Here is a 23,528-nt window from a genome sequence, read left to right as displayed (position 1 = left end):
TCGCGAGCAGGCTCGCTCCCACATAAAGCCAAAGCAAGAGCAATCGGTTTCTCCGTCAATAACAACAATTGGAGACGAACATGTCCGCTCAACCCATAAAAATCGATGACCTGCCCATCGGCCGTTTTCACCTCAAGATCGCCGGCCTGACCTTCGGCGCGCACTTCACCGACGGCTATATCCTTGGCCTGATCGGCATCGCGTTCACCTTGCTCAGCCCGCAGATGCAGCTGGATGCGTTCTGGCAGGGATTGATTGGCGCCTCGGCGTTGATCGGGCTGTTTCTCGGCAGTTTGTTTTTCGGCTGGATCTCGGACAAGGTCGGTCGGCAGAAAATCTTCCTGGTCAGTTTCGTGCTGATCACCATTGCCTCGGTGATGCAGTTCTATGCCGAAACAGCCATGGGCCTGTTTCTCTGTCGGGTGTTGATCGGTATCGGTCTGGGCGGAGATTTCAGTGTCGGTCACGCCATGCTGGCCGAGTTCTCGCCGAAGAAGCATCGCGGCGTGCTGCTCGGCTCGTTCAGTGTGATCTGGACCTTCGGCTACGTCGCTGCAACCTTCGTCGGCACCGCAATGCTGAGTCTTGGCGACGATGCCTGGCGCTGGATGCTCGCGTCGTCGGCAATCCCGGCGGCGTTGATCCTGATCGCGCGCATTGGCACGCCGGAATCGCCTCGCTGGCTGGTCAATCAGGGGCGCATCGCCGAGGCGCGAGCGATTGTCAAAAAGCACTTGGGCGCCAACGTCGAGCTGGACGAAACACCCTCCAGCGAAACCCGCTCTGGCTATGCGGTGCTGTTCAGTCGCGAATACCGCAAGCGCACGGCATTCAATTGCCTGTTCTTCGTGTGCATCGTGATGCCGTATTTTGCGATCTACACGTTTCTGCCCTCGATCCTGCAGAAGATGGGCCTGGCCGAAGGCTTCGGCACTGAACTGATGCTCAATATGCTGCTGATCCTCGGCGCGCTGATCGGCATCTGGTGCACGATCAAATTCACCCGGCGCGGGTTCCTGATCAACTCGTTCATCATTCTCGCGGTGGCGCTGTTTCTACTGGCGGTGTTGCCGGGCAGTGCGGCGTGGTTGATGGTGCTGGTGTTCGGTGTGTTCACGCTGGTGCTGTCGGCGGTGAGCAATCTGGTCGGAGTGTTTCCGGCGGAGAGCTTTCCCACCGAAGTGCGTGCCAGCGGGATTGGCCTGGCGACGGCAGTGAGCCGCCTCGGTTCGGCAGTCAGTACCTTCCTGTTGCCGGTGAGTGTGGCCGGGATTGGCCTGAGTCCGACCATGGCCATTCTCGCGGCGATCCTGGCGATTGGCGCGTGGCTGTCGTGGGCGTGGGCGCCGGAGACCAAGGCACTGACGCTGAGTCAGGCGTGCAAGGCGCAAAGTCCGGTGGACGGCCCTGCAATCGCAGTAAGCAAAATCGCCACGCCGATTTGATGTGTAGGGCTTCAAAGGCCTACCCCCTCACCCCAACCCTCTCCCCAAGGGGCGAGGGGGAACGGAGCCGATCTTCGCGGGGTTCAAAATTTGAGTTCCGCTCGATATTTCAGGTCGCCGCACTTCGCACATTCACCTCGGTCAGTTCCCTCTCCCTCCGGGAGAGGGCTAGGGTGAGGGACTCTTTCAGGGGTTACTCACCAGACTCAACCAATCAGTAAACAACTTCACCTTCGACAATCCCCGCTTGTCATTCGCCACATCCAGCCAATACCCATAAGGCCCGATCACTTCAATCGGAGTGATCGGCACCAGGCTGCCATTGGCCAATTCCTTCTCGATCATCTGCCGGTCAATCACCGCCAGTCCGCCACCGGCCAGTGCGGTGTGAATCACCTGATCCAGCGTGCTGAATTCCAGCCCTTGTCCCGCATCGATATCCTCACGACCCATCGCCGCCAGCCAGTTCTCCCAGACCTTCAGGCGCTTGCCGTCATGCAGGATGTGCAGCAGTGCAAACTCATGTAGATCTGGGGCTTGATCACCATTGAACAGCTCCGGGCTGGCCACTGCGATGTGCCGCTCCATCACCAGCAACTGACTGGCGCATTGCGTTGATGCAGCGAGGCCGAAACGAATGTGGCAATCGATTTCCGCGAGGCTGTCGTGGCTGGCCTGATTGGTCACGCTGAGACTGATGTCCGGATAGCGCTGGCAGAACGCGCGCAAGTGCGGCGACAGCCAGCGCGTCGCCCAGGTTGGCGGTGCAAGTACGCGCAGGCGTTGCCGCAGATTCGGTACGCGGACGGCTTGCAAGGCACGCTCCATGTGGTCGAACGCTTCAGCAAGATGCGGCTTGAGATTGCTGCCGGCTTCGGTCAGCGACAGGCCTTGGGGCGTGCGCACGAACAGGGCGACGCCGAGGTAGTCTTCGAGTTGTTTGATCTGGCGACTGACCGCGCCCTGGGTGACGTTGAGGCCGAGCGCAGCCTGGCTGAAGCTGCGATGGCGCGCGACTTCTTCGAACACGCGCAGGGTGTTGAGGGAGGGCAGTTGACGCATGGAGGCAGAACCCCGGATCGAGCGTTTGGCTCGGTTTGTTTTTTGTAGGTTTTGTTTGTAGGGGGTATCTGACTATTGCGCAGGGTTTGATGCAAGGGTTGTTTGTGCGGGCACCTTCGCGAGCACGCGCGCTCTCCCATTGGAATGCATTCCGGGGTGGGAGCGAGCCTGCTCGCGAACGCTATCTCATCGGCGCAATAACGGCTGGATCAGAAGTAGTAGCCGACGTTCACATACAACTGGTTCTCCCACTGATCCAGCCCACCCGCACCCAGGCTCTGGGTGTAACTGCTGCCACCAATGTAGGGATCATTCCGGCCAAACAACCACTCGGTCGCGACCCACAATTTGCTCACCGAAAAAGAGCTGCCGAGGATCATTCGCTCTGAGGTCTTGAAGCCGCTGGCGGATTTGTCGAAGGCGCTGAAGTTGGCGTAGAGCTTGATCCCGCTGATCTGATCGAAGAAGTATTTGCTCCCGATGTCATAGCTCAGATCCGCCACGTACAGATTGCCGCGACTGGCGACATTGTAAGTACCGTCGTAACCACCGAGCGTGACCACTGCATCGCTGCCGGGATTGCGTGGCGACATCTGTTGCCGCGCCGCTTGCAGTTGCACGCCCCACGGGCCGTTTTTGCCCAGATAGTGAATGGCCACGGCGTTGCGCCGGCCATCGTTGTTGGTGTCTCGGTTTTGCAGGCTGGAGGTCAGGCCTGAAATGCCGACCTCCGATTTCCACGGGCCCAGATCGAGTGCCTTGGCGACGCGCAGCACCACGGTGTTGCGCTCCTGGTTGTCGCTGCCGTCGGCGACATAACTGTCGGCTTCGGAGACGATGCTCGAGTAGCTGACGCCATTGCTTGTGCCTTTGCCTTGCCATGCCGGGCGCAGGTAGTAACCGGCCTGGACGTTCCAGTCGCCACTTTGCTGGATGTATTTGGCGCCGACCTGTTGCACGTCTTCCAGGCCGATGACGTTGCCCAGGGTTTCGTAAAAAGTGCTGCCGAAATACGGCTGCAAGCCGAACGGCACGGTGTTCAGGCCGACTTGCACTTGCTGGTCGGGGTTGAACTTGTAGCCGACCCACGCGAACTTGGCGAACTGGATGTCGCCATAGTTTTTCGTGTACTGGTAAGGGTAGGAGCGACCGTAAAAACGGTATTGCGCTTCGCCGATCCAGCTGTCGGAATTGTACTTGGCGCTGAGGAATACCGTGTCGAGACCAAACTTCTGTATGTCACGATCCGGGTCGAGGTCCCAGCGCGCACGAATCGCGCCGCCCAGATCAAGATTGTCGGTGACCTGCACGGCCATCGCCGGGGCGGCAATGCTGCAGGACAGAGCGATGGCGGTGGTGCGCAAGCGAATGGAAGCAGAGAAGGACATGGAGCGGCTCTCGATTGTTTTTATTAGAGATGCCGCGCAGTTTTGCTATCCGCCGATTGTTGAACAAACGATAAAAACGATGAGTAAACCTGCGTGGGATGCATGTTACTCGCAAATTCCTGTAGGACAGTCCGGCAGGCTCGTGGGATGCTTGGCATCTTGTCAGTGGTTTTCGAGTGCCTCGATATGAAACGCAAAATGCCTGGCCTGAACGCGCTCAAAGCGTTCGAAGTGGCCGGCAGCACCGGCAGCTTCACCCGCGCTGCCGAGTTGCTCAATGTCACCCAAAGTGCGGTCAGTCGGCAGGTGCGGCAACTGGAGGAACAGCTCGGCGAGAGCTTGCTGGAGCGCCGTCATCACCATCTGGAACTGACGTCCGCCGGCAAGGTGTTGCTGCGAGCCCTGCACCAGTCTTTCGACAAGATCGAACTGACGGTGCGCAGCATTCAGCAGAAAACTCATTCCAATCGTTTGCACATCAATGCACCGCCGACCTTCACCAGTCGCTGGTTGATGCCGCGGTTGGGCCGCTTGCGCGAGCAGCACCCGGAGCTGGAATTAAGCATTACCACGCGCTTGCAGGACAGCCTCGCCGAAACCAACACCCTCGATTGCGCGATCCGTTTCGGCAATGGCGAGTGGGACGGCCTCGACAGTTCGCTGTTGATTCAGGAGCGGCATATCGCCGTGTGCGCGCCGTCGTTATATGCCCGTGAAGTGGGCGAGCGGGGCGTTGATCTCAACCGCCTGACGCTGCTGCATGTGCTGGCCAGGGAAGACCAGCGCTATCTGACCTGGAAACACTGGCTCGACGCCGCGCGGATCACCGGTGTGGATACCCTGGGCGGGTATGAGTTCGATCTGCTGGACCTGGCCATTCAGGCGGCGACCGATGGTCTGGGCATCACCATTGCCGATTGGCATATGGTCGCGGCCGAGCTGGCCAGCGGGCAACTGACGCAAGTGCTGAATGTGCATGTGGAGGGGCATCAATCGTATTGGCTGGTGACGCGACCGGAGCAGACCGAGATGCCGCAATTACAGGTTTTTTCGCAATGGCTGCAAGAAGAAATCTGGCTGGCGCAGCGCCAGTTAGAGCCCTCGACCGCTGCTATCTGAATCAGCCCGGATTCCCTTGTAGGAATGAGCCTGCTCGCGATGGCGGTGTATCAGCGAAAAATATGTGGCTGACACACCACCATCGCGAGCAGGCTCACTCCTACAGGGGATTTGCGCCGATGTGGGGTAACCTGCATTTTTCGAATGTTTGCCCGCCCGATAAATCGTTTGTTCAAGCCGCCATCGATGACAAGACTGGCGGCATTGATAAAAACAAACGATGGGCGATGCACATGCGAATCGAGCGAAATTTTGTTAACGGCCAATTCATCGAGCCTGCCAGCGCGGCGCTGATCGCGGTCTACAACCCGGCGACCGAAGCGCTACTCGGCCACGTCTCGGGTGCCACCGTCGAAGAAGCCACTGCGGCGGTCGACGCGGCGGCAACGGCGCAAAAGGTCTGGGGCAAACTCACCAGCATCGAACGCGCCGAACACCTGCGAACTTTCGCCACTGCCCTTGAAGACTGCGCCGAAGCCATCGGCACAGCGCTGGCGGCCGAGTCCGGAAAAAGCGTCAGCGACGCGAGTAACGAAGCGCGTTACGCCGCGCAGATCACCCGCTATCACGCCGAATGGGCGCGGCGCATCGAAGGCGAGATTATCCCCAGCGATAGCCCTGACGAAAACCTGTTTCTGCACCGCGAACCGATCGGCGTGGTGGCGTGCCTGATCCCGTTCAACTATCCGGTTTACACGTTGCTGCGCAAAATCGCCCCGGCGCTGATTGCCGGCAACACTGTGGTGGTGCGCCCGAGCAACAACACACCGACCTCGGCATTCGAGATCGCCAAAGCCGTGCAGCAGTCGGGCATGCCGGCCGGTGTGATCAATATCCTGACGATGGATCACGCCACGGCAGCAGCGGTTTGCACGCATAAAGCGGTGGGCCTGATTACCCTGACCGGCAGCGTCAACGCCGGGCGCATCGTCCTCGATTACTGCAAAACCAACATCGCCAAGCCGTCGCTGGAACTGGGCGGCAAGACCCCGGCGATCATCGAAGCAGATGCCGATCTGGAAGCGGCCGCTACCGCGGTCATCGCCTCGAAAACTACCCACTGCGGGCAGTTGTGCACGGCGGTCGAGCGCGTCTACGTGCAGGAAAGCGTCTACGACAAATTCCTCGCGCTGCTCAAGGCGAAAATTGCCGAAGTGAAGTTCGGCGACCGTGCCACTGATGCGAGTCTGATGGGGCCGCTGGTCAACGCCAGTTCGCAGAAGAATATTCACGCCATGGTCGAGCGCGCCATTGCTGACGGCGCGACTCTCGAAAGCGGCGGCGTATTGCCACAAGGCCCCGGGCATTTCTATCCGCCGACGCTGCTCAGTGGCTGCCGGCAGGACATGGAAATCGTCCAGGAAGAGATCTTCGGCCCGGTGCTGCCAGTGCTCAAGTACCGCGACATCGACGAAGCGCTGGCCATGGCCAACGATCACCAGTTCGGCCTGTCATCGGTGCTCTACACCGAGAACTACCGCACCGCGCAGAAAGTCGCCAATGCCATCGAAGCCGGCGAGTTGTATGTCAATCGCACCCCGGCCGACCCGTATCAGGGTTACCACGCCGGCTGGAAACGCTCCGGCCTGGGCGGCGATGACGGCAAGCACGGCATGCTCGAATTCACCCAGACCCGACTTGTGGTCATGAAGTACTAGAAAGGCAGCTGCTGGCTGTGAGCTTCAAGCTGTAGGTAAGGGCAAACGGTGGCGGGCTTCGGCTTGCCGCGCGTAGCTTGAAGTTCGCAGCTGATTTTATCTAATAAAAACAATTATCAGGGGCGCCCGGACACCGGACCGCCCGAGGTCACTTCAATGTCCAAGCATGCATCCTCTGCTGCCGCTGTTCAGGGTTCCGATTCGGCTGTGAAAAGCCAGAGCGACAAGGGAAGTCGCTATGTCCAATTGATGTTGCTGGTGCTCGCCGCTGGCGCGATCTACCCGATTCTCTATCTTCGCCAGGTCTATCAGACGACCATGCTCGAAGTGTTCCAGATCAACCACAGCGAGTTGGGTTATCTGTATTCGATGCTGGGCACGATCTTCCTGCTCAGTTATTTGCCAAGCGGTTGGCTGGCTGATCGCATTGCACCGCGCTTTCTGATTTTCTTCTCATTAGTGGCTACCGGAGTCTTGGGCCTTTGGTACTCGACCGCGCCGTCGATGACCGGGTTGATGATCATTTTCGGCTGCTGGGGCCTGACCACCGGTTTGACCTTCTGGGCCTCGGTACTAAAACGCGTGAAGATGATTGCGCATCACACCGAACAGGGGCGTTTTTTCGGCATCCTCGATGGTGGACGCGGATTGGTCGAAGCCTTGCTCGCGACCGTTGCACTGGGCCTGTTTGCCTTCGCCACCGAAACCCCTGGCGAGTCCACTGCCGAAGGTTTCAAGCATGTGGTCTATCTCTACGCCTTCACCTGTATTGCCATCGGCTGTGTGCTGGTGCTGATCAAGGATCCGAAGTCGATGGAAGAAACGCCGGCGGTGGAGAAGGGCAAGTTCAATCTGCTCAGCGACCTCACCACGTTAGTGAAAATTCCCGAGCTGTGGCTGGTCACCGCCATCGTGTTCTGCGGATACCACATCTTCTGGGCCACCTACAGTTTCTCCGACTACCTGCAAGGCAGCGGCATGACGGCGGTCATGGCCGGCACCATCACCACGATCAAACTGTGGATGCGTCCGATCGGTGGCATTGGCGGCGGCTGGCTGGGTGACAAGTTCTCCAATATTTCGGTGCTGATCGTCGCGCTGCTGTTGGCGAGTCTGGCCATCGTCGGGCTGATCGTGTTCCCGGGACTCAACAGCATGGGGCTGCTGATCGCTACGGTGATTTTCATCGGCCTGATGACTTATGCGATTCGCGGTCTGTACTGGGCGATTCTCGACAGTTGCAACATTCCGCTGCGCATCACCGGCCTGGCTATCGGGATCGTCTCGGTGGTCGGCTACATGCCGGATGCCTTTATCCCGCTGATCAACGGCTACCTCACCGAACATTTCCCCGGTGCCCTCGGCTACAAGCTGTACTTCGGCTACATCGCCACTATCGGTCTGATCGGCATGCTCGCTGCTGTGGCCTTGCGTGCCCGAATCAATCGTCAATCTTCGAAAAAAGCAGGAGCCTGAGATGAAAATCATCGCCCTTGAAACCCATATCGTTGCCGTACCGCCACCGCACATCGGCGGCATGTACTGGCTGTTCGTCAAGCTCAAGACCGATTGCGGGATCGAGGGTGTCGGCGAGATCTACGCCGCGACCTTTGGCCCGAAAGCGATGTTGCCGATCATCGAGGACGTGTTCGAGCGCTATCTGCTCAATCACGACCCGCACCACATCGAACGCTTCTTCCGCCAGGCCTATTCCAGCGGATTCACTCAGCGTCCCGACCTGACCATGATGGGCGTGGTCAGCGGCCTGGAGATGGCCTGCTGGGACATCATCGGCAAAGCGGCGAACAAGCCGGTCTACGAATTGCTCGGTGGCAAGGTCAACGAACGCCTGCGCTCCTACACGTATCTGTACCCGGTCAACAGCCGTGGCGAGTACGACTACGACAACCCCGATCTGGCCGCCGAATGCGCCATCGACAACATGAACAAAGGTTTCACCGCGGTGAAGTTCGACCCGGCCGGGCCGTACACCGCGTACTCCGGGCACCAGATTTCGCTGGAAGTGCTGGAGCGCTGCGAGACCTTCTGCCGCAAGATCCGCGAAGCGGTAGGCGACAAATGCGACCTGCTGTTCGGCACTCACGGGCAGATGGTGCCGTCGTCGGCGATTCGTCTGGCCAAGCGCCTGGAAAAATACGATCCGCTGTGGTTTGAGGAACCAGTGCCGCCGGGGCAGGAAGAGGCCATGGCGCAAGTTGCGGCCAAGACCAGCATCCCGATTGCCACCGGCGAACGCCTGACCACCAAATACGAATTTTTCAAGCTGTTGCAGGCCGGCGGCGCGTCGATCCTGCAGATGAACGTGGCGCGCTGCGGCGGCCTGCTCGAAGCCAAGAAAATCGCCAGCATGGCTGAAGCCTACTACGCGCAGATCGCCCCGCATTTGTACAACGGGCCGATTGGCGCAGCGGCGAGTTTCCAGTTGGCAACCTGCACACCGAACTTCCTGATTCAGGAAAGTATCGAGACCTGGGGCGGCTTCCACGCCGAAGTACTGACCAAGCCATTGCAGTGGGAAGACGGCTACATCATTGCGTCCACCGAGCCGGGCCTGGGCGTCGAGCTGAACATGGACGTGGTGCGCAGGCATTCGCCGTATACCGGCGAGCGGTTGCATTTGCAGATGGCGCCGAGCCCGGCTGACGTCAAAGACACCTCGCCGGCTCGCGGCTGACACAGCTTTTGATTGCTGAGCCCCTGTGGGAGCGAATTTTGTACAACGACTTACGCGGTAACCGTGCATGACATACGACTACATCATCGCTGGCGCAGGCGCCGCTGGCTGCGTGCTGGCCAACCGGCTCTCGGCGTCGGGCAAACACACCGTGCTGTTGCTGGAAGCGGGCGGCAAAGACAGTTCGCTGTGGTTCAAGATCCCGGTCGGCTTCGCCAAAATGTATTACAACCCGACCTTCAACTGGATGTATTACAGCCAGCCACAAAAGCAGTTGGGCAACCGCGAGATCTACGCCCCGCGCGGCAAAGTGCAGGGCGGTTCCGGTTCGATCAACGCGATGATCTACGTGCGCGGCCAGGCTCATGACTTTGATGATTGGGCCGCCAATGGCAACGATGGCTGGGGCTTCAAGGATGTGTTGCCGTACTTCCGCACACTGGAAAACCATCCGTTGGGTGACAGCGAATATCACGGTGGCAGCGGCCCGATCAGTATTACGCCGATGAAGGGCCAGACTCACCCGATCTGCGATGTGTTTCTTGAGGGCTGCTCGGAACTCGGCTATCCGCGCAGTGAAGATTTCAACGGGGCAAAGTTCGAAGGGGCGGGTCTCTACGACGTCAACACCAAAAACGGTCAGCGCTGCTCCAGCAGCTTCGCGCATCTGCATCCGGCTCTGAAACGACCGAACCTGACCGTCGAGCATTTCGCGCTGGTGGATCGGGTGTTGTTTGATGACACGCAACAACGTGCGACCGGAATCTCCATTACTCAGCATGGCGTGGTACGAACCTTCACCGCACGCAAGGAAGTGATCTTGTGCGCGGGTGCCGTCGACACGCCGAAAATTCTGCAATTGTCCGGCGTGGCCGATAGCGGCTTGCTGGCCCGGCATGGCATTCCTCTGGTCAAGCACCTGCCGGCAGTAGGGCAGAACCTGCAGGATCACCTGTGCGCCAGCTATTACTACAAGGCCAATATCCCGACGCTCAATGATGAACTGAGTTCGCTGTTCGGTCAGTTCAAGCTAGGCGTGAAATACCTGCTGACACGCAAGGGCGCCCTGGCCATGAGTGTGAATCAGGCCGGCGGTTTTTTCCGTGGTGACGCGCAACAGAATCACCCGAACCTGCAACTGTATTTCAACCCGCTGTCGTACCAGATTCCGAAGAACAACAGGGCCAGCCTCAAGCCCGAGCCGTATTCCGGCTTCCTGCTGTGCTTCAACCCGTGCCGGCCGACCAGTCGTGGGCATATCGAGATCGCCTCGAAAAATCCCCGGGATGCAGCGTTGATCGATCCGAACTACCTGAGCACGCAAAAGGACATCGACGAGGTCATTCAGGGTAGCCGTCTGATGCGCAAGATCATGAACGCCCCGGCGCTCAAGAGCATCACGGTAGATGAAGTTTTACCGGGGCCAGCGGTGGAAACTGACGAGCAGATGTTGCAGTACTTCCGCGATAACTGTGGCTCGATCTATCACTTGTGCGGGTCCTGTGCGATGGGCGCTGACGAGCAGACGTCGGTGGTCGACAAGCGGCTGAAGGTGCATGGTTTCGACGGGCTGCGGATTGTTGATGCGTCGATTTTTCCGAATGTAACCTCGGGCAATACTCACGCCGCGGTGTTGATGGTGGCGGAGAAGGGCGCGGATCTGATTTTGCAGGATGCGTAATGAGTGGTGACAGTTGCGCGCGAGGGTTTTCAGCCGTGTGCACTAGGCTTTTGAAGGCCGTCGATAGTCAGATCGGCCGGTCTTTCAAGGAGCCTCTGATCATGGATGATCTGGTCAAAGAAGTTATTCCGCTGTTGCAGTACCTGATTCCCGGGTTTTTGTCGGCGTGGATTTTTTATTCGCTGACGGCGTTCAAGCGACCCGATACGTTTGGGCAGATCGTGCAGGCGTTGATTTTTACATTTGTGATTCATGGGGCGGTGCTGGCGGTTGGGGCAATCTGCTTGTGGATAGGCGCGAAGGGCTTTTCTATCGGGAAGTGGGATGCTCGGGCTGAAACCCTTTGGGCATTTGTTTTCTCATTGGCGCTTGGAATCTTCGCGTGCTATCTGGCTACCAGCGACAGGATGCATGCGTGGCTACGTAGTAGAAACGTAACGAAACAATCTTCTTACCCCAGTGAATGGTTCAGTATTTTTGCTCAGCACCATCGTCTCATCACCCTCCATTTGAACGATGAGAGGCGCGTTTTTGGCTGGCCTGTGGAGTGGCCGCCGGAATCCGACAGTGGCCAGTTCGTGATGCAAAATCCCTGTTGGCTGGATGCCGACGGAACAGAAGTGCCTTTTGGCGCTGAGTTTTTGCTGATAGATTCCGGGAAAGTCAAATGGGTAGAGTTCGGCCCGAAATCGGAGGTTTCGTCATGACAGCCAGAGCACCGCAACCAATGCCAGAATGGGTGGCGCGTCGTTATACGAAAGATGGCAAGCCAGTGGCAAATGCGCAGCCTAGAGCACCCAGTGCTCCACCACCGCTCAAGAGCTAGCGCCTTTCAGCCCCACCCCTCAGCCACCGCCCGGCGAATCGCTTCCAGCAACATCGCAAACGCCGGGTTGTCGTTATTCTCCCGCCAGATCAGATGCAGCTCGCTCTGCACCCCTTCGCCCAGATCGATATCGCGAAACACCACATTCCTGAACACCACACTGGTCGCACAACGCGGCACCAGTGCCAGGCCCATCCCGGCATTCACCAGTGCCAGAATCGTCAGCGACGACCCCAGCCACTGCACGTAATCCGGTGCAACCCGGGCCGAGCGCAGCATGCCGGTCAGCAGTTCGTTGAACGGCGGATAAGCGGCGTGGGAATACATCAGAAATGGCTGCTTATCCAGATCGTTTACGGCCACTTCAGCCGCGCTCGCCAATGGATGGCCACTCGGTACCGCCAGTACAAACGGCTCGCGCACCAGGCATTCAGTGGCATATCCCGGCTCGAGTAATGGCGCACGGGCGATGCCCAAATCGATGCGTCGCGCGCGCAAGGCTTCGTGCTGCTGGTAAGTGTTCATCTCCGACAGATCGATTTTTACCTGGGGCTGTTTCAGGCGCGCCTCGGCGATAACCTTGGGCAGAAACTCATACACCGCGCTGCCGACAAAACTGATGTTCACCGAACCGATATCGCCTTCGGCAAACCGGCGGGCGGTGACTGCCGCTTGCTGCGCGCGCTCCAGCAGGTTCTGTGCTTCGATGAAAAAAGCCCGGCCGGCGGCGGTCAGCGCGACACTGCGGGTGCTGCGGGTGAACAGCGCGACGCCGAGGTGATGCTCAAGCAATTGAATCTGCCGGCTCAGTGGCGGCTGCGTCATGTTCAGTCGCTCGGCGGCGCGGCGAAAGTTGAGTTCGGTGGCGACGGTGGTGAAGCAGCGCAGTTGAGTCAGTTCGAACATTGATCTAATCCAGGTATCAATCGAATGCCAGGTTAGATTAGACGGGATCAATGATCGCCGTCCATGATCGGTCCATCGCTTTACGCCATCCCTAAAAAAACAAGATCGGGAGTCGCCCCTTGAAAACCCTCCAGAATCCGCTGGACGTCACGGTTCTCGCCCGTGCCGCCGCCAAGGTCAAGCGCCACGTGCTGCCGCTGTTCGTGGTGATGTTCATCGTCAACTACATCGATCGGGTCAACATCGGTTTCGTGCGCAGTCACATGGAAACCGATCTGGGCATCGGTGCGGCGGCTTACGGCCTCGGCGCCGGTTTGTTCTTTGTGGGCTACGCGCTGTTCGAAGTGCCGTCCAACATGCTTCTGCAACGTTACGGCGCACGGGTGTGGCTGACGCGGATCATGTTTACCTGGGGCGCCGCCGCCATGGCCATGGCGTTTGTCAGAGGCGAAACCAGTTTCTATGTGCTGCGCTTTATTCTCGGCGCGGCCGAGGCGGGGTTCTTTCCGGGGATCATTTACTACTTCACGCAGTGGCTGCCGGCCTCCGAGCGCGGCAAGACCATGGCGGTGTTTCTCAGCGGTTCGGCGATTGCCTCGGTGATCTCCGGCCCGGTCTCCGGTGCGCTGCTGCACATCAGCGGGTTGGGCCTGCACGGCTGGCAGTGGATGTTCTTGATCGAGGGCGCGGCGTCGGTGGTGCTTTGCGGGTTTGTCTGGTTCTGGCTGCAATCGCATCCGCGTCAGGCCAAGTGGCTGAGTGAAGAGGAGCGCGAAGCACTGGTCGCGGCGATTGCCGAAGAGCAGCAGGCCCGTGAAGCGGTGCAGATCGCCAAGCCGTCGATGTTCAAGCTGTTGGCGGATCGGCAGATTGCGCTGTTCTGTTTCATCTACTTCTCCATTGCCCTGACCATTTACGGCGCGACGTTCTGGCTGCCGAGCATGATCAAAAAGATGGGCAATCTCGGCGATTTCCAGGTTGGCCTGCTCAACTCGATACCGTGGATCATTTCGATTGTCGCCATGTACGGCTTTGCGGCGATGGCCGGTAAATGGAAGTTCCAACAGGCGTGGGTCGCGCTAACGCTGGTGATCGCGGCCATCGGCATGTTCATGTCGACCACTGGCGGGCCGATTTTCGCCTTCGTCGCAATCTGCTTCGCCGCCATCGGTTTCAAGGCAGCGTCGGCATTGTTCTGGCCAATTCCGCAAAGCTATCTGGATGCGCGCATCGCCGCTGCGGTGATCGCGCTGATCAATTCTATTGGCAATCTCGGCGGTTTCGTCGCGCCGACTGCATTTGGTTTTCTCGAACAAACCACCGGCTCTATCGAGGGCGGCCTGTATGGCTTGGCTGGCACGTCGCTGATCGCAGCGGTGGTGATTTTCTTTGCCCGCACGGCGCCGGGTGCCAAAGGCAAAACCCCGGCAAAGCCCTATGACGACACCGCCGTTGTCGCGACGGCCAGCCCGGCTGCGAGCCATTGAATTGATTGTTGATCTGTCAGGAGCGTTATCTTGAAAATCACCCGTGTCACCGTGACCCCGATTGCCTTCCGTGATCCGCCGCTGCTCAACGCCAGCGGCATCCACGAACCCTTTGCGCTGCGCTCGATCATCGAGATCGAAAGCGACAACGGCTACATAGGCCTCGGCGAAAGCTATGGCGATGCCCCGGCGCTGGCGATCCAACAGCAGTTGCAGGTGCAACTGATCGGCCTCGATCCGTTCAACCTCAACCAATTGCGCGCGATCGTCCAGGCCACCGTTGCCGCCAATAAACCTGCGAGCATCGCCGGTGCCGAACTGGCGCCCGGTTCCCACGCCAGCAAAGCGGTGAGCAACGCCTATTCGGCGTTCGAAGTGGCATTTCTCGATTTGCAGGCGCATTACCTGAATGTGCCGCTGGTGGACCTGCTCGGCGGCGCGATTCGCGATGAGGTGCCGTTCAGCGCTTATTTGTTCTTCAAGTACGCGCAACATGTCGATTCGCCGTACAAACCGGACAACTGGGGCGAGGCGCTCAGCGAGCAGCAAATCGTCGCGCAGGCTGCGCGGATGATCGAGGCGTACGGTTTCAAAAGCATCAAACTCAAGGCCGGCACGTTGCCGCCGGAGCATGAGGTGGCATGCATCAAAGCCTTGAAAAAAGCCTTCCCGGGCTATCCGCTGCGCATCGATCCGAATGGCAACTGGTCGCTGGAAACGTCTATTCGCATGGCCGAATTGCTCGGCGATGATCTGCAGTATTACGAAGACCCGACCCCGGGTCTCGATGGCATGGCCGAGCTGCACAAGCGCACCGGTCTGCCGCTGGCGACCAACATGGTGGTCACCGACTTCGACGAGTTCCGTCGCAGTGTCGCGCAGAACAGCGTGCAGATTGTTCTCGCCGACCACCATTACTGGGGCGGCCTGCGCGACACGCAGGCGCTGGCGAAGATGTGCGACGTGTTTGGCCTCGGCGTGTCGATGCATTCCAACTCGCACTTGGGCATCAGCCTGATGGCGATGGCGCATGTGGCGGCGGCCGTGCCGAATCTGGATTACGCCTGCGACACCCATTACCCGTGGCAGGAGCCGGATGAAGAGGTGATCAAGGGTGGCAAGCTGTCGATTGTCGATGGCTGCGTGAAGATCAGCCGGGCAGCGGGGCTTGGCCTGGAACTGGATCATGAGCAGTTGGGCAAGCTGCATGATCAGTACCTGACGTGCGGGATTCGCCAGCGTGATGATGTGCGACAGATGCAGCGGTACAAGCCGGACTGGAAGGCGGTCAAACCGAGGTTTTGAGGTGCCTGAATAGGCGCCATCGCGAGCAGGCTCACTCCTACAGGGAAACGCGTTCCAACTGTAGGAGTGAGCCTGCTGGCGATTGGCGTCCTCACGGTTACAACGTTTCTAGCAGCCAATCGCGAAACGCTTTCAGTGACGGCAAATTCTCATTGCGCGGCGGATACACCAGGTAATAGCTGCGCCGACTGGTAATCGGCTCACCCAATTGCAGCAGCTCGCCACTGTGCAACTCATCCTCCACCAGAATCCTCGGCACCAACCCCACACCAATATTCGCCCGCACCGCCTGAATCAGGTGCGAAGTCATTTCAAAACTCGGGCCGATACGCATGCTGCGATGTGGCAGGCCGTGATGGCTGAACCACTCCGCCCACGCCTGCGCATTGCTGCTGACATTGAGCAGCAGTTGCCCGGCAATCTGTTGTTCGGCGTCGTCGCGTTCAGCCGAGGACAGCTGCGCGCTGGCAATCACCACCAGTTCTTCGGTGTGCAGGGGCAGGGCGGTCAGCCCCGGCCAGTCACCGCCGCCAACGCAAATCGCCGCGTCGATTTCGCTGGTATCAAAGTCGATCGCTTCGATACGCGAATGCAAGTGCACGGTCATGCCCGGATGCGCGGTGTAGAAATCCTTCAGGCGCGGCAACAGCCATTTCGAACCAAAAGTCGGCAGCGTCGCCAAGCGCAAACTGTGAATGCCCGAACCAAAGGCCATCGCCTGCAACGTCGCACTGCGAATCTGCCCCAGCGCTTCCGCGAGTTCACGCTGATACATGCGCCCGACGTCGGTCAGCACCACTTGCCGACCTTCGCGAGTGAACAGGCGCATGCCGAGCATTTTCTCGAGAATCTGCACCTGCCGGCTGACCGCACTTTGCGTCAGCGACAGTTCATGGGCGGCGCGGGTGTAGCTTTCGTGGCGCGCGGCAGCCTCGAAAGCCAGCAATAACGACATGGAGGGGGTGAGCGTGCGCGGATTCATTCGTAAAAGTCATCAATAGCGGGTCGAATTTACGGTTGTCCCGATGTCCTGCAGCAATGAACATGGGCGCCATTAGATGGCGGAGCCTGACGCAATCATTCCTTGCGTACAACTGTTCACCGCCACACGGCCCGATTTTGACCGAGATACCCTGACCGATGATTGCCCAGCTGTCGCCCGCACAAGCCCTGACCACTGATTACCAGCAGTTCCTCAAAGCCCTGGAGGCCAGCGGCTTTCGCGGTGAAATCAGCGCCGATTACGCCAGCCGCGTGGTGCTCGCGACTGACAACTCGATCTATCAGCGTCTGCCGCAAGCGGCGGTGTTTCCGCTGGACGCCGAGGACGTCGCGCGAGTGGCGCGACTGATTGCCGAACCGGCTTTCCGGCAAGTGGTGATCACCCCACGGGGCGGTGGCACCGGCACCAACGGCCAGTCGCTGACCGATGGCATCGTCGTTGATCTGTCGCGACACATGAACCGCATCCTTGAAATCAACGTCGAGCAACGCTGGGTGCGGGTGCAGGCCGGGGTGGTCAAGGATCAGCTCAACGCCGCATTGAAATCCGCCGGGCTGTTCTTCGCCCCGGAACTGTCGACCTCCAACCGCGCCACGGTCGGCGGCATGATCAACACCGACGCCAGCGGCCAGGGCAGTTGCACCTACGGCAAGACCCGTGATCATGTGCTTGAACTCGACATGGTCTTGCGCGGAGGCGAGCGTCTGCACGGTTTGCCCCTTGAAGAAAGTGAGCTTGAAGCGTTGTGCGCGCGCGAAGATCGCGTCGGTGAAGTCTATCGCTGCGCGCGGCAGATCATTGATGAACAGGGTGAGCTGATCAAAGCGCGTTTTCCCGATCTCAATCGCTGCCTGACCGGTTATGACCTGGCGCACCTGCGCGAGGCGGATCAGCGCTTCAACCTCAACAGCGTGCTTTGCGGCGCTGAAGGTTCGCTGGGTTTCGTCGTCGAGGCGCGGCTGAATGTGTTGCCGATTCCCAAGTACACAATGCTGGTGAATATCCGCTACGGCGGTTTCATGGACGCCTTGCGCGATGCCCGCGCGTTGATGGCGCTGAAGCCGTTGTCGATTGAAACGGTGGATTCAAAAGTCTTGCTGCTGGCGATGCAGGACATCGTCTGGCACGGCGTCGCCGAATACTTTCCGCAAAGCGCCGAGCGGCCGACGTTGGGCATCAACCTGGTCGAGTTCTGCGGCGATGATCCCGAAGACTTGCAACGTCGGGTCGAGGCGTTTGTCGGGCACTTGAGCCGCGACCGCACGGTCGAGCGATTAGGCCATACCCTGGCGGTCGGGCACGCGGCAGTCAACAAGGTCTACGGCATGCGCAAACGTGCAGTCGGTCTGCTCGGCAACGTTGCCGGTGAGGCGCGGCCACAACCGTTTGTCGAAGACACTGCGGTGCCGCCGCAGCACTTGGCCGAGTACATCGCCGAGTTACGCGACCTGCTCGACAGCCACGGTTTGCAGTACGGCATGTTCGGTCACGTCGATGCCGGCGTGCTGCACGTAAGGCCGATTCTCGACATGAAAGATCCGCAGCAAGCGGCCTTGGTGCGCCCGGTCTCCGATGGCGTCGCGGCGCTGACCCAGCGTTACGGCGGCTTGCTCTGGGGCGAGCACGGCAAAGGCTTGCGTTCGGAATATGCGCCGGCGTTTTTCGGCGAGTTGTATCCGGCGCTGCAAGCCCTGAAAGCCGCGTTCGATCCGTTCAACCAATTCAATCCGGGCAAAATCGCCACGCCTGCCAACAGCGGGGCGGCCCTGCTGAAAATCGACGAAGTCACCCTGCGCGGTGAACTGGATCGACAGATTGACGAGAAAGTCTGGCAAGACTACGGCGCCGCCATGCACTGCAACGGTAACGGCGCCTGCTACAACTTTGATCCCGACGACGCCATGTGCCCGTCGTGGAAAGCCACCCGCGAACGTGCGCAATCGCCCAAGGGCCGTGCGTCGTTGATCCGCGAATGGTTGCGTTTGCAGGGCGAGGCGGGGGTCGATGTGTTGTCCAGTGCCGTTCGCCAACCAGCGTTTTTCAGCACGCTGTGGCAGCGCTGGCGCAATACCCGGGCACAATCCGAAGACTTCTCCCATGAGGTCTACGACGCCATGGCCGGTTGCCTGGCGTGTAAATCCTGCGCAGGCCAGTGCCCGGTGAAGGTCAACGTGCCGGAGTTTCGTTCGCGGTTTCTTGAGCTGTATCACAGCCGTTATCTGCGCCCGGCGCGGGATTATCTGATCGCCTCGCTGGAATACAGCATCCCCTACATGGCGCGGATTCCGGCGTTGTATAACGGTTTGATGGGCGCTGCGTGGCTGCGCAGTGTGCTCGAACGTGCCGGCGGCATGGTCGATGTGCCGCTGCTCAGTCGCTTCGATTTCCATGCGGCGCTGCGTCGTTGGCAGGTGCAACCGGCAACGGTCGCGACCTTGTCGGCGCTGACCCAGGCGCAACGCGAGCGCAGCGTGGTCATCGTGCAGGACGCCTTCACCCGTTACTTCGAGGCGCCGTTGCTGGCGGATCTGGTCGAACTGATTTCGCGGTTGGGCTATCAGGTTTACCTGGCACCGTTCAGTGCCAACGGCAAGCCGCTGCATGTGCAAGGCTTCCTGTCGGCGTTCAACCGTGCGGCGTTGCGCAATGCCCGCCAGTTGGGTGAGTTGGCCAATGTGGGTGTGCCGCTGCTCGGGCTGGATCCGGCGATGACCCTGGTTTATCGCCAGGAATACTTGAAAGTGCCGGGTATGCAGGATTGCCCGGAAGTTGCTCTGCTGCAGGAATGGTTGCTCAAGGTGATGCCGCAGCAGGCGTCAGAAGATAACGCCGCGTCGTTCCGTCTGCTCGCGCATTGCACCGAGAAAACCAACGCCCCGGCCGCGACTCGCCAATGGGAGCAAGTGTTCGAGCGTGCCGGTTTGAAGTTGGCGACGCAGGCCACTGGTTGCTGCGGCATGTCCGGCACTTACGGCCATGAGGCACGCAACCGTGAAACCTCGGCGGTGATCTACGAGCAATCGTGGGCGCGTCAGGTCGAGGCGCCCTCGGAGAAGGGTGAAGCGCTGGCCACCGGTTATTCCTGCCGCAGTCAGGTCAAGCGCCAGTCGGATCAGGCGCTGCGCCATCCGTTGCAGGTGCTGCTTGAGGTTCAGCGTCGCTGAGCGATTGGTCCGAGTCCTTGTCCCAGATCAGCCGTGGATCGAAGCTCATCGCCGCGAGCATGGTGAACACCACGACCAGGCCGAAAAACAGGATGCCCGGTCGTGGCTCGATGTCGCCCAGGGCCTGGAATTTCACCAGCGCCGCGACCAACGCCACCACCAGCACGTCGAGCATCGACCAGTAACCGATCAGCTCGACGAAGCGGTACAGCTTTGAACGCTCCTTGCGCGCCCAGGCGCTGTCACGCTGTACGGTAGTCAGCAGTAACGTCAGGGCGACGAACTTGATCCCCGGCACGGCGATACTGGCGATGAAAATGATCAGCGCGATATCCCACGCGCCCGCTTCCCAGAACTCCAGGACGCCGCTCATGATTGTGCTGTCGGCGCCACTGCCGAGCATGGTGGTGTTCATCACCGGCAGCAGATTGGCCGGCACATAAAATGCCAGCGCGGCGAGCATGTAGGCCCAGGTGCGCGTCAGCGAGTTGGTCTTGCGCCGATGCAGCGGCGCATCGCAACGCGGGCATTCGTGCGGCTCGCCAGTCATGTCGCAGGCCAGCCCGCAGCTGTGGCACAGGCACAGGTCGAGTTCGCTGGCAGTCGGTGGCCGCTTCATAGAATGTCCCAGAGATCGCGAATGTCGCGGCCGGCAATGCGGATCATCATCAGGCTCAGCACCGCCAGCGCAAACAGGCCGATGCCGGGCAACACGTCGAGCAGTCCGGCGAGTTTGAACACTGCCACCATCGCGCCCAGCAGACACACTTCAAGCATGCTCCACGGGCGCAGGGTTTCCAGCCAGCGCATGCACAGCTTGAACCCCGGCGCCCGTCGCGAGGAGAGCGCGAAGCTCAGCACCCACACCAGCAACACCAGTTGAAACGCCGGCGCAATGATGATGGCAATGGCCGCAACCATGGCGATAAAGGTAATCGGCCCCTGACTCAGCGCCAGCACCGAGTCCCACAGCGTCGCGCTGTTTTTCAGGCCTTTCATGCTGATGCTCATCACCGGGTAGAAATTGGCGAACAGCCACAACATGGCGGCCGTGAACGTCAACGCCAGGCGTTGTTCGACGCTCAGGCCGTTGAAACGCTGCAGGACACCGCCGCAGCGTGCGCACAGGGTTTTCTGGTGTTTGCCGAGCACGGCTTTTTCATACACACAATCGCAGTGCTCGCAGATGATCAGGTGTTCAGTGTTGACCATGGACAACGCTCGACAGCAAAGACCTGATCACTATAGACGCTCCCCCGTAGGAGCTGCCGCAGGCTGCGATCTTTTGATGTTGTTTTTTAAAAGACAAGATCAACAGATCGCAGCCTTCGGCAGCTCCTACATGGCGTCAGGTCGGTTACTTGCGATCGAGCCACACGGTTTGCGCGTTGCAGAATTCGCGTACGCCGAAGTGCGACAGCTCGCGGCCGAAACCGCTTTTTTTCACGCCGCCGAAGGTCACGCGCGGGTCGCTGGCGGAGTAGCCGTTGATGAACACGCCGCCGGTTTCCAGTTCACTGGTCAGTTGCTGGGCCAGTTGCACGTTGGCGGTGTAGATCGTCGCGGTCAGGCCGAACTCGCTGTCGTTGGCCAGCGCTACTGCGTGGGCGCAATCGCGGGCGGTGATGATCGACGCGACCGGGCCGAACAGTTCCTGTTTGAACGAGGTCATGCGGTCGGTGACGTCGGCCAGCACGGTGGGTTCGTAATAGTTGCCAGCGCCTGCGGCTTTGCCGCCGCCAAGCAATAGCGTCGCGCCTTCTTCCAGGGTGTCGCGCACTTGCTGATCGAGTTCGTCGCGCAGGTCGAAGCGCGCCATCGGGCCGATGTACGTGTCGGCGGCCAACGGATCGCCGACTTTCAGCTTGCGTGTGGCTTCGACGAATTTGCGAGTGAATTCTTCAACCACGCCTTCTTCGATGATCAAGCGTTTTGCCGCTGCGCAAACTTGACCGGAGTTCTGGTAACGACCGATGACCGCAGCTTGTACCGCTTCATCCAGATTGGCATCGTTGAGCACGATGAACGGGTCGGAACCGCCCAATTCCAATACGCATTTCTTCAATGCAGCACCGGCCTGCGCGCCGATGGCCATGCCGGCACGCACGCTGCCGGTCAGCGTCACAGCGGCAATGCGCGGGTCAGCGATGGCGCTGGACACGCCTTGCGGGGTGACGTTGATCACTTCAAACACGCCTTCGGCGAAACCGGCGCGGGTGAAGGCATCGCGCAACAGGTAGGCGCTGCCCATCACATTCGGCGCGTGCTTGAGCACGTAGGTGTTGCCGGCGATCAGCGCTGGCACGGCGCCGCGCAGCACTTGCCAGATCGGGAAGTTCCACGGCATCACGGCGAGGATCGGGCCGAGTGGGCGGTACTCGATGCGCGCCTTGCCGCCTTCGACCTGAGTCGGTTCCGCGTCGAGCATGGCCGGCCCGTTTTCGGCGTACCACTCGCAGAGCTTGGCGCATTTCTCGATTTCGCCGCGAGCCTGAGCGATCGGCTTGCCCATTTCCTGAGTGATCATCGTCGCCATGGCATCGCTGGTTTCACGCAGCGCAGCGGCCAGAGCGGTCAACAGGCGCGAACGATCCTGCAACGGCTTGCGCTTCCACTTGCCGAAGCCAAAGGCTGCACGAGTCAGCGCGGCATCGAGGGCGGCGGCGGATTCAAAGGCGTAATGGCCGATCTGCTCGCCGGTGGCTGGGTTGATCGAGATGGCGTGGGTCTGGCTGGAAATCTGGCTCATGGCTTCGTCCTGCATGTTCGTCGGATGAGCCTAGAGTAGGGTGGTGTTTGTTTTCTGGAAACTGAATAATAAAGATCGTTTCTTTCACGATTGGAGAATGACTGTGGATCTGGTGCAACTGGAAATTTTCAAGGCCGTTGCCGAGCACGGCAGCATCAGCGCCGCCGCTGCGCAGATCCATCGCGTGCCGTCGAACCTGACCACGCGGATCAAGCAGCTTGAGCAGGATCTCGGTGTCGATCTGTTTATTCGCGAGAAAAGCCGTTTGCGCCTGTCGCCGGCGGGGTGGAGTTTTCTCGAGTACGCGCGGCGCATTCTCGACCTGGTACAAGAAGCGCGCGCCACCGTAGCGGGCGAAGAACCGCAGGGCGCGTTTCCTTTGGGTTCGCTGGAAAGCACGGCGGCGGTGCGCATTCCCGAACTGCTCGCGGCTTATAACCAGTTGCACCCGAAAGTTGATCTGGACCTTTCCACCGGGCCGTCCGGGACGATGATCGACGGCGTGCTTTCCGGGCGTCTCGCGGCAGCATTCGTCGACGGCCCGGTGCTGCATCCGACGCTGGAAGGCGTGCCGGCCTTCGAGGAAGAAATGGTCATCATCGCGCCGCTCAATCACGCTCCGGTAAAGCGTGCGGCGGATGTGAATGGCGAGAACATCTATGCCTTCCGCTCCAACTGCTCCTACCGGCATCACTTTGAGAAATGGTTCAGTACCGACGCCGCCGTGCCCGGCAAAATCTTCGAAATGGAGTCGTATCACGGCATGCTCGCCTGCGTCAGCGCTGGTGCCGGTCTGGCCCTGATGCCACGCAAGATGCTGCAGAGCATGCCGGGCAGTGCAACCGTCAGCGTCTGGCCGCTGGCGGCGGATTTTCGCTACCTGACGACGTGGCTGGTATGGCGTCGGGGGACGGTGTCGCGCAGTTTGAGCATGTTCGTGCGGCTGCTCGAAGAGCGTGGCGTGGTGCGCGCAGAAGAGTAATTGACACTTTGTGTCATGGCTGTATCTTTATCGAAGTTTCGCAATATAAAAAACTATA

18 protein-coding genes are annotated in these 23,528 nt (G+C 59.7%); 11 read left to right on the top strand and 7 right to left on the bottom strand.

Annotated elements, in window-relative coordinates; all coding sequences use genetic code 11:
* Window positions 1-80: 80 nt before the first annotated feature.
* On the top strand, window positions 81-1,445 hold the full coding sequence (locus tag QOL84_RS07905) for an MFS transporter (protein ID WP_283436832.1): 1,365 nt from the start codon (window positions 81-83) through the stop codon (window positions 1,443-1,445).
* Between the two features lie 186 nt (window positions 1,446-1,631).
* Here the strand turns inward: QOL84_RS07905 and QOL84_RS07900 are convergent, their stop codons facing one another.
* Window positions 1,632-2,507: a LysR substrate-binding domain-containing protein gene (locus QOL84_RS07900; RefSeq protein WP_283436831.1), complete on the bottom strand. Its 876-nt coding sequence runs from the start codon at window positions 2,505-2,507 to the stop codon at window positions 1,632-1,634.
* Between the two features lie 209 nt (window positions 2,508-2,716).
* Window positions 2,717-3,895 carry a hypothetical protein gene (locus QOL84_RS07895; protein WP_283436830.1) on the bottom strand — a complete coding sequence of 393 codons (1,179 nt, stop codon included), beginning with the start codon at window positions 3,893-3,895 and terminating at the stop codon, window positions 2,717-2,719.
* Window positions 3,896-4,081: 186 nt separating this feature from the next.
* Here QOL84_RS07895 and QOL84_RS07890 point away from each other — a divergent pair, with 186 nt between their 5' ends.
* The 6 genes from QOL84_RS07890 (at window position 4,082) to QOL84_RS07865 (ending at window position 11,755) form a co-directional block, all read left to right on the top strand.
* Window positions 4,082-5,014 (top strand): LysR substrate-binding domain-containing protein, encoded by a 933-nt coding sequence (locus QOL84_RS07890; protein WP_283436829.1) that lies wholly within the window; start codon window positions 4,082-4,084, stop codon window positions 5,012-5,014.
* Between the two features lie 233 nt (window positions 5,015-5,247).
* Complete coding sequence (aldA, locus tag QOL84_RS07885; protein ID WP_283436828.1) at window positions 5,248-6,672, top strand: aldehyde dehydrogenase; 1,425 nt, start codon at window positions 5,248-5,250, stop codon at window positions 6,670-6,672.
* Window positions 6,673-6,828: 156 nt separating this feature from the next.
* Complete coding sequence (locus QOL84_RS07880) at window positions 6,829-8,148, top strand: MFS transporter (protein WP_283436827.1); 1,320 nt, start codon at window positions 6,829-6,831, stop codon at window positions 8,146-8,148.
* 1 nt (window position 8,149) lies between these two features.
* Window positions 8,150-9,367 carry a mandelate racemase/muconate lactonizing enzyme family protein gene (locus QOL84_RS07875; protein WP_283436826.1) on the top strand — a complete coding sequence of 406 codons (1,218 nt, stop codon included), beginning with the start codon at window positions 8,150-8,152 and terminating at the stop codon, window positions 9,365-9,367.
* 67 nt (window positions 9,368-9,434) lie between these two features.
* Entirely contained in the window at window positions 9,435-11,048 is a 1,614-nt protein-coding gene (locus QOL84_RS07870) for a GMC family oxidoreductase (RefSeq protein WP_283436825.1), read from the top strand.
* A 101-nt stretch (window positions 11,049-11,149) separates the two neighbouring features.
* On the top strand, window positions 11,150-11,755 hold the full coding sequence (locus QOL84_RS07865; RefSeq protein WP_283436824.1) for a DUF6338 family protein: 606 nt from the start codon (window positions 11,150-11,152) through the stop codon (window positions 11,753-11,755).
* Between the two features lie 125 nt (window positions 11,756-11,880).
* On the opposite strand, the gene QOL84_RS07860 is transcribed toward QOL84_RS07865, so the two are convergent.
* Complete coding sequence (locus QOL84_RS07860) at window positions 11,881-12,780, bottom strand: LysR family transcriptional regulator (RefSeq protein WP_283436823.1); 900 nt, start codon at window positions 12,778-12,780, stop codon at window positions 11,881-11,883.
* 119 nt (window positions 12,781-12,899) lie between these two features.
* On the opposite strand from QOL84_RS07860, the gene QOL84_RS07855 reads away from it, so the two are divergent.
* Both QOL84_RS07855 and QOL84_RS07850 read left to right on the top strand, forming a co-directional pair.
* Complete coding sequence (locus QOL84_RS07855) at window positions 12,900-14,267, top strand: MFS transporter (RefSeq protein WP_283436822.1); 1,368 nt, start codon at window positions 12,900-12,902, stop codon at window positions 14,265-14,267.
* Between the two features lie 30 nt (window positions 14,268-14,297).
* Window positions 14,298-15,572, top strand: coding sequence for a glucarate dehydratase family protein (locus QOL84_RS07850; RefSeq protein WP_283436821.1), 1,275 nt, complete (start codon window positions 14,298-14,300; stop codon window positions 15,570-15,572).
* A 97-nt stretch (window positions 15,573-15,669) separates the two neighbouring features.
* Here QOL84_RS07850 and QOL84_RS07845 read toward each other — a convergent pair whose 3' ends face one another.
* Complete coding sequence (locus QOL84_RS07845; RefSeq protein ID WP_283436820.1) at window positions 15,670-16,554, bottom strand: LysR substrate-binding domain-containing protein; 885 nt, start codon at window positions 16,552-16,554, stop codon at window positions 15,670-15,672.
* A 158-nt stretch (window positions 16,555-16,712) separates the two neighbouring features.
* On the opposite strand from QOL84_RS07845, the gene ydiJ reads away from it, so the two are divergent.
* The gene (gene ydiJ / locus QOL84_RS07840) at window positions 16,713-19,739 is read left to right on the top strand and encodes a D-2-hydroxyglutarate dehydrogenase YdiJ (protein WP_283436819.1); all 3,027 of its coding nucleotides are present in this window, start codon (window positions 16,713-16,715) and stop codon (window positions 19,737-19,739) included.
* Here ydiJ and QOL84_RS07835 read toward each other — a convergent pair.
* The 3 genes from QOL84_RS07835 to QOL84_RS07825 all read right to left on the bottom strand — a co-directional run bounded on the left by QOL84_RS07835 (window position 19,672) and on the right by QOL84_RS07825 (window position 22,488).
* Window positions 19,672-20,358: a paraquat-inducible protein A gene (locus tag QOL84_RS07835; protein WP_283436818.1), complete on the bottom strand. Its 687-nt coding sequence runs from the start codon at window positions 20,356-20,358 to the stop codon at window positions 19,672-19,674. The genes ydiJ and QOL84_RS07835 overlap by 68 nt on opposite strands.
* Window positions 20,355-20,951, bottom strand: a complete 597-nt coding sequence (locus QOL84_RS07830; RefSeq protein WP_283436817.1) for a paraquat-inducible protein A — start codon at window positions 20,949-20,951, stop codon at window positions 20,355-20,357. Before QOL84_RS07830 ends, QOL84_RS07835 begins: the two co-directional genes overlap by 4 nt.
* A gap of 145 nt (window positions 20,952-21,096) precedes the next feature.
* Window positions 21,097-22,488, bottom strand: coding sequence for an aldehyde dehydrogenase family protein (locus tag QOL84_RS07825; RefSeq protein ID WP_283436816.1), 1,392 nt, complete (start codon window positions 22,486-22,488; stop codon window positions 21,097-21,099).
* Between the two features lie 103 nt (window positions 22,489-22,591).
* Here QOL84_RS07825 and ptrR point away from each other — a divergent pair, with 103 nt between their 5' ends.
* Window positions 22,592-23,470, top strand: coding sequence for a putrescine utilization regulator PtrR (gene ptrR / locus QOL84_RS07820; RefSeq protein WP_026000443.1), 879 nt, complete (start codon window positions 22,592-22,594; stop codon window positions 23,468-23,470).
* The last annotated feature ends 58 nt before the right edge of the window (window positions 23,471-23,528 follow it).

The organism is Pseudomonas helmanticensis (genome assembly GCF_900182985.1).
GTDB classification, from domain to species: Bacteria; Pseudomonadota; Gammaproteobacteria; order Pseudomonadales; family Pseudomonadaceae; genus Aquipseudomonas; species Aquipseudomonas helmanticensis.
Note: the sequence above shows the minus strand (reverse complement) of the source record. Positions and strands in the feature narration are given on the sequence as shown.